Origin of the sequence: Labedella phragmitis (assembly GCF_004078635.1) — a bacterium.
In the GTDB taxonomy this organism is placed as follows: Bacteria; Actinomycetota; Actinomycetes; order Actinomycetales; family Microbacteriaceae; genus Labedella; species Labedella phragmitis.
This window is the reverse complement of sequence record NZ_RZNB01000001.1, coordinates 663932-676150: the sequence shown is the minus strand read 5'-3', so window position 1 is coordinate 676150 and position 12219 is coordinate 663932. Positions and strand designations below refer to the sequence as shown.

Here is a 12219-nt window from a genome sequence, read left to right as displayed (position 1 = left end):
TGTGGCGATGATCAGAACTCGAAGCCCTGCGGGAACGGGTCGGACGGATCGAGCATGTACTGTCCGATGCCCGTCACCCAAGCGCGGCCCGTGATGGTCGGGACGACGGCGGGTATCCCCGCGATCTCGGTCTCGCGCACGAGCCGACCGATGAAGGTCGACCCGATGAACGAGTCGTTGCGGAAGTCCCGGTCGAGTGGCAGCTCGCCGCGGGCCCACAGCTCGGCCATGCGTGCGGACGTGCCGGTGCCGCAGGGCGACCGGTCGAACCAGCCCGGGTGGATCGCCATCGCATGGCGAGAGTGCACGGCGTCGGAGCCCGGCGCGATGAACTCCACGTGGTGGCAGTGGTCGACGCCGTCGATCGTGGGGTGGGCCGGCGGGTCCTTCTCGTTGATCGCCGCCATGATCGCGAGGCCGGCGGACAGGATCTCCTGCTGGTGCGAACGGTCGAAGGGGAGCCCGACGGCGTCGAGGTCGACCATCGCGTAGAAGTTGCCTCCGAACGCGAGACTGTACGGCACGGTGCCGAGCCCATCGACCTCGATCTCGGCGTCGAGGCGCACCGGGAACGACGGCACGTTCTCGATCGTCACCGAATCGGCGTGCCCGTCCGTCACCGCCACTCGGGCGGTCACGAGCCCCGCCGGGGTGTCGATGCGGATCTCGGTGACCGGCTCGACGACCTCGACCATACCCGTCTCGACGAGCACCGTCGCGACCCCGATCGTGCCGTGCCCGCACATCGGCAGGCAGCCCGAGACCTCGATGAAGAGGACACCGACGTCGGCGTCCGGTCGCGTGGGCGGCTGCAGGATCGCACCGCTCATCGCGGCATGGCCGCGCGGCTCGTTCACGAGCAGCTTCCGGATGTGGTCGAGGTGCTCGATGAAGTACAACCGGCGTTCGTTCATCGTCGCGCCGGGGATCACGCCGACGCCGCCTGTGACGACGCGCGTCGGCATGCCCTCGGTGTGCGAATCGACCGCCGTGTAGAGCCGGGACGACCGCATGTCAGACGAGCGCCGGCTGACGCGCGGCGAGGTAGTCGATCGCGCGCTGCATGTCGGCGCGGACCCCGGCCTCGTGCTCCGGCGTGAGCGGGCCGCGCGGGGGACGCGACGGTCCGCCGTATCGGCCGACCATCTCCATGCTGAGCTTGATCGCCTGCACGAATTCGGTGCGCGAGTCCCAGCGGAAGATCGCGACGAGGGCCTTGTACAGCTCACGCGCCTCGTCGATGCGACCGGAGCGCACGAGGTTGTAGATCTCGACGGACTCGGCGGGGAACGCGTTGGGGAAGCCAGCGAACCAGCCGACGGCTCCGTCGAGCAGCAGCTCGAACACGACGTCGTCCGCTCCCGCGATGATGTCGATGTCGCACAGCTCGGAGATCTCGAACGCGCGGCGGACGTCGCCGGAGAACTCCTTGATGGCGACGACGTTCTCGATCTGGGCGAGCTCGGCGACGAGGTCCGGCACGAGGTCGACCTTGGTGTCGATGGGGTTGTTGTAGGCCATGATCGGCAGGCCCACCTCGGAGATCGCGGTGTAGTGGTCGATGACTTGCGAACGGCTCGCGCGGTACATCGTCGGCGGCAGAGACAGGACGCCCTTCGCGCCGTCCTCCGCCGCGAGCTCCGCCCAGTGCTTCGCCTGGTGGGATCCGGGGCCGTGCACGCCGGCCACCACGATGCCGCGGTCGCCGACCGCCTCGACCGCCACCTGGATGACGCGACGGCGCTCGGCGTCGGTGAGCGACGAGTACTCGCCGAGCGAGCCGTTCGGGCCGACGCCGTCGCACCCGTTCGAGACGAGCCAATCGCAGTGCTCGGCGAAGCGGTCATAGTCGACGGCGAGGCCGGCGGGAGCGGAGGAGTCCTCCTTGTACGGGAGAGCTGTGGCGACGATGACGCCGCCGAGGATGCTTCGGGGTTCCATGGTGTTCGTGTCCTTTCGGGGTGTCACGGGGATTCGGGGCCGTCACCGAGCGACGCGAGATCGCCGAGCCGCTGGGGCGCGACGATCGGGCGGCGGTCGGTGCTGACCGAGTCGAGGAAGCGGTCCCCTGGTGAGGCCGCGACGAGCAGCTCCTCCACGGTCCGACCGCAGATGCGGCCCTGGCAGATGCCGAGGCCGGCGCGTGTGCTGAGCTTGAGCGAACGGAGCCCCTCGGCGTCCGTCGAGGCCGCCGTCGAGCAGAGCCGCCCGTAGCCCACCTCTTCGCAGCGGCAGACGATCGTGTCGTCGTGCAGCCAGTGGTGCCAACCGGAGCGGATGCCGTGCGCCGCGCTGATGCGCCCGGCGAAGTCGGAGAAGACGCGGCGACGGCGGACGGCGTTCCGGCTCGGAGTCCGGCCGGCGGCGGCGGCTCCGGCGACGGCGCCCTCCGCCATCGCGAGGTCGACACCGCCGATGCCCGTGATCTCCCCCGCGGCGAAGACGTGCGGCACGGTCGTCTCCTGGGAGTCGTCGACGACGACGAAGCGGCGCTCGTCGAGGGCACACCCCGCCGCGATCGCGAGCTCGAGTCGCGGGGTGAAGTCGTGGCTGACGCAGACGGCATCCACCGCGACGCGTCGCTCGGTGCCCGGGATCGGCCGCCAGTCGGTGTCGAGACGAGCGATCGTCACGGCTTCGACGCGATCGGTCCCGTGGGCGGCGACGACGGCGGCTCCCATCCGGTACGGGATGCGATGGCGGAGGAATCCGGAGACGTAGCCTACGAGTTCGCCGACCTTCGCGCGTGCTCCGAGCAACCGCCAGGGCTTCGGCGCCCACCCGCGGACGATCCGCCCGAGACGGTTCGCCTCGACGACCTCGATCACCCGCGCGCCCGACTCGGCCACCGATTCGGCGACGGGCAGCAGGAAGGGTCCGGCTCCCGCGACGACGACGCGCTCACCGACGCGCACGCGTTCGCCCTTCGCCAGGGCCTGAGCGGCCCCGCCCGTGAACACGCCGGGCAGCTCCCAGCCCGGGAACGGGAGGGTGCGGTCGTGGGCTCCGGTCGCGAGCACGATCGCCTCGGGTTCGAGGGCCGACATCGCGGCCCGGGCCGCATCGACCCGACCCGTCGCCACATTGACCGTGAAGCCGCTTCCCGCGGCCGCGGAGCGCTCGACCGACCACACCGCGGATCCGAGCAGCACCGTGCACGCCGCGTCCCCGACGACGCGGTCCCGCAGCCTCTCGTAGCGCGCGAAGCCGTGGTGCAGTCTCGCCTCGTGCTCGCCCGCGCGCTCCTCCGGCAGGTGACGCCAGTACTGGCCACCCGTCGCGTCGGAGGCGTCGAGGAGCGTGACCCGGGCGCCCGCGTCGAGGGCGGCTTCGGCCGCCGCGAGTCCGGCGGGACCGGCACCGATCACGAGCACGCCCACCGGGGTCCCGCCCGTCACGATCCCGCTCCGTCGCTCGTGGCCGTCGGCGGATCCTCGTCCTCGACGGGCACCGGAAGCGCGTCGTGCTGCGTGCGAAGCTCGTCGCCGTCGGCGGCGCGGCGCTGGCAGAGCCGGACGTCGCGCTCTCCGTTGACCTCGGCGATGCAGTCGAAGCACACACCGATTCCGCAGAAGACTCCGCGGGGCGATCCCGCGACCGACGTGGTCCGCCAGCTGAGGCGGCCCGAGCCGAGGAGCACTCCCGCGAGGGTCTGTCCCTCGAGCCCCCCATACCGCTCACCGTCGAGCGTCACCGTGATCTCGGCGGACGGGCGCGGGCGCACGGGGTCCTGCGAGGCGGGGATGCGGCGGGCGCTCATGCGGCGACCTCGGCGAGGAACGGGGCGAGCCCGGCGCGCGACACGGAGAACGGAGCGGCGTCGACGGGTGGGGTGCGGCCGGCGATGAGCGCAGCGAGCAGGGCCGCGGTGCCTGTCGCGAGCCCGATACCGGCGCCCTCCTGGCCGTTGGCGTGCCAGAGTCCCGGCAGCCGCGGGTCCTCGCCGATGACGGGGACGTGATCCGGCATGTAGGGACGGAAGCCGCTGTAGCTGCGCATGAGTGAAGCGGACGAGAGGAAGGGGAACAGGAGGATCGCCTTGCGCGCGAGTTCCGCCACGATCCTCGTGCTGAATTCGTCGCGGAAGCCGACCTGCTCGCGGGACGATCCGATCAGGACGGTGCCCGACGCCGTCGACTCGACGACGCTGCTCGTCTGGAGGTCGGCCGACGACGACTCGACGGCCCCCACGTAGTCGGCGTCGTACACCTTGTGGAAGACACGATGCGGCATCCGCGTCGTGACGAGCACCACGCCGCGACGGGGGCGGACGGGGATCGCGGCTCCGAGGACCTCGCTCACGGCCGCACCCCACGGACCCGCGGCGTTCACGACCGCGTCGGCGGGGAATGACCGCGTCACACCGTCACGGGATCGAACGTCCACCCCGGCGAGGGCTCCGGCCGAATCGAGCACGGCGCCGATGACCTCGTGCCCCGTGAGGACACGCGCTCCGGCGAGGCGGGCGGAGCGGAGGAAGGCCTCCGTCGCGACGACGGGTTGGATCTGCGCGTCCTCCGGGTAATGGATCGCGGCCGTCGTCGCGTCGGTCAGGTGGGGTTCGAGGCTCTTCGCCGTCGCGGCGTCCACGACGTCGGCGCGGACGCCGGCGGAGCGCTGCGCGGCGGCGAACGCCAGGAGCGGCGCGGCGCCCGCTGCCGTGGTCGAGACGACGAGCCCGCCCTTCGGCTCGAACTCGATGGCGGGGAAGCTCTCACCCAGTTCTTCTCGGAGCTCGCGGGCGACGGTCGGCCACAACGAGCGGGAGAACCGCGCGAGATCGAGCTCCGGTCCGGGGCCCTTGTCGCTCACGAGGATGTTGCCCTCCCCGCGTCCGGACGTGCCGGACGCGGCCGCCGACCGCTCGACCACCGTCACATCGTGACCGTCGCGGGCCAGCTCGCGCGTGATCGCTGCACCGATGATCCCGGCGCCGACCACGACGATCCGTCCCATGCGTGCACCTCCCCGATCAACGTGTGCGTCACAGTAATATGTCACACATCTTGTTTCACCGGTGTTACGGATCGGAGAATTCGCCGGCGGGCTGTCAGACGGTGGCTTCCGGCGCCTCCGGCCGACCCGCCCACCAGCCGATCACGTGGGCGATGTGGCGATGCATGAGCTTCTCCGCCTCGACTCCCTTGCCGTCGCGGAGCAGGCTCAAGAGCTCGAGGTGCTCGTTCGCCGACGCGGCGAGTTCCTCGGTCGCGAGGAGTCCGGCGAGCCCGGGGAGGCGCGTCTGCGATCGCAGTTCGGTGATGAGCTCGCCGAGCCTCGGGTTCTCGGTGAAGGCGGTGACCGCCGCGTGGAAGACCCCGTCCGCCTCGAGATACTCGGTGAGGCTGCCGCGTGCCGCGCTGTCCACGATCCGTTCGGCGAGAGCGTGGAGCTCCGGGTAGGCCTCCTCGGGGATGCGGCCGGCGAGCCGACGGGCGATGGGCGGCTCGAGGAGCTGCCGTACCTCGACGATGTCGTGGAGATCCTTGTCACTCACCCCCGTGACCCTGAAACCCTTGTTGCGCACCGTCTCGACGAATCCCCGCTTCTCGAGGTTGAGCATCGCCTCGCGCACGGGTGTCGCCGAGACGCCGAAGCGCGTGGCGAGGGTCGGGGCCGAGAACAGCTCGCCGGGCGGCATCTCGCCGGATCGGATGGCGGCGGCGAGCGCGGTCTCCACCCGCTCGCGCAGGCTCGAGGCCGGGGCGATCGGAGTGACCGTGAACTGAGAAGACATGGGGACCCATCGGCGCTGAGAGTGGACATGGACTCGACGGGGCCGGTTCGGTCGCGTCGGTGCACCGCGTCGCCGCAGTGCAATGCGACGTTGCACTTGGGGACGAAGGTACTTCATTCCGCCCCGTGTGACGAGCGTCTTCCCGATGTGCGTTGCGGCGAACGGCCGCGCGACGCAATCGGCTGCTCGGGCGTTGGGACGATATTCGAACCTCGCGACGCTGGACCTCGCGACGCTCGTCGGCATGGCTCTCCGGGGGGCAGGCCGTGGGATCGTCAGGCAGCGCGCGTCGGTCGCACCTGGAGGTCCCCGCCGCAGTTGGGGCAGGCCCGGCGCGGAAACCCATCGGCGCATCCGCTGCACCAGGTGCACTCGTACGAGCAGATGAAGGCGAGACCACCCTCGGGGGTCGGAGCGCCGCACGCTTCGCAGGTGTCGCGCATCTCGAGAGCCATACGTCGACGGTAGCGCCGGCCATTCCGAGAATCCGTCGAGATCGTGCCACGCACCGTCGCTCCACCGCCGAATGCCGCCTGCTGGGATACGCGTGTGGCGCGCCGCCCGAAGGCGACGCGCCACACGTGGTGTGGTCGGTCGGCTACGCCCGCGCGCGCTTCCGCGCGATCAGGACGACTGCGCCGGCGAGAAGCAGCAGGAGCGCGAGAGCCGCGATCGGAGCGGCCGTCGTTCCCGTGACGGCGAGACCGTCATCGGAACCGGATCCACTGCCGTCACCGGTTCCCGACCCGTCATCCGAGCCGCCATCGCCGTCTCCGTCGCCGGGAACCTCGTCCGCGACCACGGTGATGTCGGTCCAGCCGATCACCTCGTTGGCTGCATCCGTCACGGCGATGAGGTGTTCTCCGGCGGTCGCGTCGAGCGGGATCGTCGCCGAGACGGCACCGGTCGCCGACACCTGCTGCCAGTCGGCGATGAGCGTCGGCGCCGAGTACATCCACACCGCGACCCACTCGCCGGCACGCTCCGTGCCGACGAAGACCGAGACCTGCTGGCCCGGCTTCACGACGTCCGGAGACACCGAGATGGCGCCCTCGAGGTCGGCCGGCAGGTCCTCCGAATCGACGCCGACAGGCGCCTCGGTCGGCTTCTCCGGTTGAGGCTCCGGTTCCTCTTCGGCATTCACCGAGACGGGCACGCGGAACATCGTGCCGGACGGCTGTGCCGTGAGGAGGATCTCACTGTCCGCTGCGGCGTCGGCCGGAACGGTGACCGACAGCGATGCGGCGCCGTTCACGACCGTGACCGGCTCGAATGCGGCCTCCGAACCGACCCACTCCGCCGTCAGCGACGTGTTCTCGGGGCTGCCGAGCGAGGTGAGGTCGAGGGAGGACACGTCGAACGAGACGGTCGAACCCGGCTCCACGACGTCGGTCGGCGCGCCTGCGACCGACACGCTGTGGCGGTCGAACTCGGGCGAGAGACCCGGGTTCTCCTGGAGGTACGCGATCCATGCGTCGCGGTCGAGCAGACCCGAGTCGCGCGTCTCATCACCCTTCGCGAACGCCCGGAAGTTGTCGCCGCCCTGAAGCAGGAAGCTGAACGACCCGACGCGATAGTCCTCGGCTGCGACGATGGGCTCACCGTCGACCCAGATCCCCGTGACGCGGTCGCCCTGTGCGCGGGATGCATCGAAGGTGTACTCGACGTTGTCCGACAGGCCGAGCTTCAGGAACGGGCGCGACGGGACGTTGCCGTCCGCGTCCGTCTGCCATTGCTGCTCGAGTGCCTCCTTGAACTCGGCGCCCGTGAGCGTCGTGGTCCAGAGGTTGTTGAGGAACGGGAGCACCGCATTGGCTTCGGAGTAGGTGATGACGCCGTCCTCGCCGTAGAGCAGCTCGGCGCGCAATCCGCCCGAGTTGACGATGCCGATCTCGGCACCGCCGCGCTCCTCCGACTGGAGGATCGACTGCAGCGCGTCGGCCACGAGGTTACCCAGGGTGGACTCGCTCGCGCGGTCGTCGCGCTTCCCGCCCGTCCAGACCCCGTCGACGTACGAGCCGCCGCCGAAGGCGGTCGTGATGTCGGCGGTGACCGATCCGACCGGCTGGTTGCCGATCACTTCTGCGGCTGCGAGGGCCTCGTCCACGATCTTCTTGACTTCGGCGACACGCGGGTACTGGGCCACGAGGACGTCGTCCGCCACGGTCGTGCGCGGGACGTTGCGGGCCGTGTAGGACTCGACGTCACCCGTCTCCGGGTCGAGGGTGAGGACGACGTTGCCGACGTTCTCGCCGTAGCTGCCGGTCTGGAGGATCGGACGGGTCTCGCCCTCGACCCCGGGGATGGGGCCGTCCCACACGTACTGCTTGTGCGAGTGACCCGTGAAGATCACGTCGACGTCGGCGGAGGTCTCCGTGACGATGTCCGCGAAGACCCCGCCGTCGGCGACTTCCTCCTCGAGCGTGGCGCCGTCGGGTGTGCCCGCGCCGGCCCCCTCGTGGTACGCCGCGATGATGACGTCGGCCTCGTCGTTGGCGGCGTCACCGTCCGTCAGCTCACCCGTGACGCGGTTGACCGCCTCGACCGGGTCGCCGAACTCGACCTCGGACACGTTGTCGGGCGACACGAGCGTCGGGGTCTCCTCCGTGACGACACCGATGACAGCGACGGTCAGGCCCTCGACCTCGTGCAGCGAGTACTCGGGCAGTGCCGGAGTGGTCGTGCCCTTCTCGTAGACGTTGGCGCCGAGGTAGCTCCAGTCGGCCGACGGTTCGAGGCGATCGGTGATGTCGCTGAAGCCCTGGTCGAACTCGTGGTTGCCGACCGCGCTCGCGATGAGTTCGAGTGCGTTGAGCACGTCGATCGTGGGCTGGTCCTGCTGCGAGGACGACGCGAACACCGACGCTCCCACGTTGTCGCCTGTCGACACGAACAGCGAGCTCTCCTCGCCGCCCTCCGCACGGAGCTGCTCGACCGTCCCGGCGAACTTCACCGTGTTGGCGTCGATGCGGCCGTGGAAGTCGTTGGTGTCGATGAGGTTGAGGTCGACCGGCAGGGGCTCGACGGAGTAGCCGACGAGGATCGGGTCGTGGTCGCTCGAGCGGAAGACGCTCTGGTCGTAGAAGTTCGTCGCGTTGTAGTTGTAGCGGCTGTACTCCTTGGCGATCGACTCACCGGCGTTGATGTTCCAGATGTCGACGCCCGTGACCTTGCGGTCGGCCGCCGGCGAGGCGTAGACGTGGTCGAGCGACCCGCTCTGCCCGCTGAAGGAGTAGCTGTACTCGCCCGTCTTCGAGCCCTGGTCGACGTAGCCGGCGTCCATGATGACGACCGACGGGTCCTCCTGCGTGTAGGCGTTGAAGTCACCGATGAGGAAGACCTCGTCGGTGCCGAGCGCCGTCTGCAGGTCGTTCGAGAACGCGACGAGGGCGTTCGCCTGAGCGACGCGGGAGGCGTTGGAGCCGCCCTGGCCGTCGCCCTGGTCGGCGTCCGCTCCGGAGCCCGATCCCTTCGACTTGAAGTGGTTCACGATCGCGATGAACGTGCCGTCGGCGTCGGTGACCTCGAACTCCTGGGCGAGCGGCTGGCGCGCGTTGTTGAAAGCGGGGTCGAGCAGGACCCGCGAGTCACCCACGGGGCTGACGGCGTCCTTCTTGTAGATGAAGGCGTTGCGGATGACGTCCTGCGCGGCGACGGAGGGGAGCTCCGACGCGTCCGGCGAGGGCACGAATGCCCAGACGTCGTCACCGGCGGCCTCGTTGAGTGCGTCGACGAGGATCGAAAGCGACTCGTCACGGTCGGCACCGAACTTCACCGAGTTCTCGATCTCCTCGAGCGAGACGACCTCGGCACCGAGGGCGTTGATCGCCGCGACGATCTTGGCCTGCTGGCGCGCCAGGTCCTCGTCCTCGGCGGCGCCGCGGGCATCACAACCGGAATCGACGGTGACCGGGTCGCCGTCACGGTCGGCGTAGAAGGTGCAGCCGTTCAGCTCGTCGCCCGTGGTGGTGAAGTAGTTGAGCACGTTGAACCCGGCGATCTGGATGTCGCCGCCGACGCTCTTCGGTTCGGTCTCGCGCACGTCGCTGAACGTCGCGGGGAGTGTTTCGTCCGCGGTGAGCTGCGTCGTGGGCTGGAACTTCCACGCCGAGTTCCGGTAGTCGAGAACGACCGGCTGGGTGAATTCGACGGCGGAACCGACCGTGATGGCCGAGTTCTGCGTGAGGTACGGAAGCGGGATGTCCTTGTTCGCGTCGGCTCCGAGGAAGTTGATCGATGCTCCGTCGTCGAGCGTGACGGCGCGCGCAGCGTTGTCCGCCACGGCGCTCGCATACTCGGACGATCCCGGGCGGGCGATCTCCGTCGGCGTGATGAGCGGGGAGTCGCCGGAAGCGAGCCCGATCTCCGCGTACTGGTTGGTCGAGTACGTGTTGCTGACCGTGAAGCCGCCCTGCGGGTCGACGATCATGCCCTCGAGCGACTCACGCTGGCTTGCGCTCGTCGGGTAGGCGACGAGCGCGGGCGTCGGCGCCGTGACGGTCGCCTTGTCGAGCTTCGTGAGCCCGCCGACCGTGGGGACGACCACCTGCGTGAGCCCGTTGAACTCGGACGCCGTGCCGGTCACCTCGACGTAGTCGCCCAGGGCGACCGAACCGACCGTGGCCGCCGAGTAGACGAAGACGCCGTCTGACGCGGTGTGTGTAGCGAGGTCGATGGCACCCCCCGTTCCCGGTGTCTGGATGTAGTAACCGTTGAATCCACCGGTCGGGTAGGTCGCGGTGACGACGCCACGCGTGGTCACCGTCTTCCCCGAGAGCGGGGTCGCCTCCCCTGTACCCTGGATCTCCGCGATCGTGATCGGCTCCGCGGGGGTGCCTGGTTCCTCGGGCTCCGGCTCGGGCTCGGGCTCCTCAGGGACCTCGGGCGTCGTGCCCGCGGCGTTCGTGGGCGTCGGAGCTCCGGCGACGAAGTCGGCGGAGTTGACGTCGGTGTCCGCTCCGGCAGTGCGGGCGATGGAGGTCGTGACCGAGGCAGCCGGGGCGACCGTGGTCTCGAACGTGTTGGACGTGCCGTAGCCGAGGAGGTCGACGATCGCCGGGTCACCGACGATGGAGCCCGTCTTCGGCGCGACGAGGGCCGTCTCCTGGTTCGCGAGGAAGATCGTCCCGCCGCCCCCGCCGATGTTGAAGCTGCCGGGCGCGACGACGTCGGCGGTCGGGATCGTTCCGCCGTTGGTTCCGTTCGACGCGCTCTGCACGAGGTAGTGGCCGTTGGCGGGGATGCTCCCCGTGAGCGGTGCGACGCCCGTCGGGTTGGCGTCGCCACCGGCCGACCGGTATTGGAGCGACATGCCCTCGAGCGACACGGCCGCGTCGGTGGGGTTGTAGAGCTCCACGTACTTGTGCGTGTACGCAGCGCCGTTGCTACCCCCGTTGAGGTAGGCCTCACTGATGACGACACCGTTGCCGTCGACGGCGGCTGATGCCGGGGCCGCCACCCCGATGAGAGGAGCAGCGACGAGCGCGCCCCCGAGAAGCGTCGCGAAACCCGCCCTGACGGGTCTCGTGGCTGACTTGGACAAATGGATCTCCCTCGGATCACGACAGACGAACTCGGTCAGGCTACGTGGCACATCCGACGTTGAGAAGATCTGCAGGTTTCATCGAGGTGAACTCTGCCGAAGTGAGAGCGACGACCCCGGATCATGGCACGTCGACGGGGTGGTCAGACACTCCAGGCCTGCCCGGTCTCGGTCGACGAGAGCCGTTCGAGCAAGCCGGCGGCGGAGCGTTCCGGCGTGATGAGCGCACCCTCGTCGTGCAGGCGGCGAAAGCTCGCGGGGAGGCCGGTCGCGACCTCCCCGTCGGGCCGCGAGCGCAGCCACTCCTGCATCCCGGTGTCGACGACGCCGGGGCGGTAGACATTCACGGTGACGCCCGAGTCCGCGTACTCGGCCGCGAGGTTGCGGGCATGCGCCTCGAGTGCGGCCTTCGTCGTCGTGTACGCGTTCGCGCCGATCATCGCGTCGTTCCGCACGGCGACCCCGCTCGAGACGTCGACGATGCGACCCCACCCGGCGGCGAGCATCCCGGGCAGGACCCGGAAGGACAGCACGGCGGGCGCGACGACGTTGAGGCGGAGTGCGCGCTCGAACGCATCGAGGGGGACGTCGGTGCTGCGTCCGAGCGGGTCGACGATCGCGGCGTTGTTGATGAGGACGGCGACCGGTCCGCACGCCGCCTCGACCTCGTCGACGAGTCTGTCGCGGGCGCCGTCGTCGAGCAGGTCACGGACGAAAGCGGTGGCGAGTCCGCCGGCGGACTCGATCGCGGCGACCACCGCGTCCAGTTCGTCGGAGGATCGCGCGACCAGGGCGACGTGCGCTCCGCGAGCGGCCAGGCCCTCCGCGATCGCGCGCCCGATGCCGCGCCCGGCTCCCGTGACGAGGGCGACGCGTCCGGCGAATTCTGCGGTGTCGATGCTCATGCCTCGATTCTCCCGGAGCGAAAGAGATGGCCCCA

Annotated in this window: 9 protein-coding genes; all 9 read right to left on the bottom strand. The window is 69.9% G+C overall.

Annotated elements, in window-relative coordinates:
• Positions 1 to 11: 11 nt before the first annotated feature.
• Entirely contained in the window at positions 12 to 1013 is a 1002-nt protein-coding gene (locus tag ELQ90_RS03295; RefSeq protein ID WP_128493816.1) for a proline racemase family protein, read from the bottom strand.
• A 1-nt stretch (position 1014) separates the two neighbouring features.
• A complete protein-coding gene (locus ELQ90_RS03290; RefSeq protein ID WP_128493815.1) occupies positions 1015 to 1941 on the bottom strand; it encodes a dihydrodipicolinate synthase family protein in 927 nt (308 codons plus the stop codon).
• Positions 1942 to 1964: 23 nt separating this feature from the next.
• Positions 1965 to 3398 carry an FAD-dependent oxidoreductase gene (locus ELQ90_RS03285; protein ID WP_208020553.1) on the bottom strand — a complete coding sequence of 478 codons (1434 nt, stop codon included), beginning with the start codon at positions 3396 to 3398 and terminating at the stop codon, positions 1965 to 1967.
• Positions 3395 to 3760 (bottom strand): (2Fe-2S)-binding protein, encoded by a 366-nt coding sequence (locus ELQ90_RS03280; protein WP_128493814.1) that lies wholly within the window; start codon positions 3758 to 3760, stop codon positions 3395 to 3397. The genes ELQ90_RS03285 and ELQ90_RS03280 overlap by 4 nt, the downstream gene beginning before the upstream one ends.
• The gene (locus tag ELQ90_RS03275; protein ID WP_128493813.1) at positions 3757 to 4956 is read right to left on the bottom strand and encodes an NAD(P)/FAD-dependent oxidoreductase; all 1200 of its coding nucleotides are present in this window, start codon (positions 4954 to 4956) and stop codon (positions 3757 to 3759) included. The genes ELQ90_RS03280 and ELQ90_RS03275 overlap by 4 nt, the downstream gene beginning before the upstream one ends.
• A gap of 94 nt (positions 4957 to 5050) precedes the next feature.
• Positions 5051 to 5737, bottom strand: a complete 687-nt coding sequence (locus ELQ90_RS03270; protein WP_128493812.1) for a GntR family transcriptional regulator — start codon at positions 5735 to 5737, stop codon at positions 5051 to 5053.
• 275 nt (positions 5738 to 6012) lie between these two features.
• Complete coding sequence (locus tag ELQ90_RS03265; protein WP_208020572.1) at positions 6013 to 6180, bottom strand: DUF1272 domain-containing protein; 168 nt, start codon at positions 6178 to 6180, stop codon at positions 6013 to 6015.
• A 155-nt stretch (positions 6181 to 6335) separates the two neighbouring features.
• The gene (locus ELQ90_RS03260) at positions 6336 to 11279 is read right to left on the bottom strand and encodes an ExeM/NucH family extracellular endonuclease (RefSeq protein ID WP_243695976.1); all 4944 of its coding nucleotides are present in this window, start codon (positions 11277 to 11279) and stop codon (positions 6336 to 6338) included.
• Positions 11280 to 11422: 143 nt separating this feature from the next.
• Complete coding sequence (locus ELQ90_RS03255) at positions 11423 to 12184, bottom strand: SDR family NAD(P)-dependent oxidoreductase (protein WP_166408797.1); 762 nt, start codon at positions 12182 to 12184, stop codon at positions 11423 to 11425.
• Positions 12185 to 12219 lie beyond the last annotated feature (35 nt).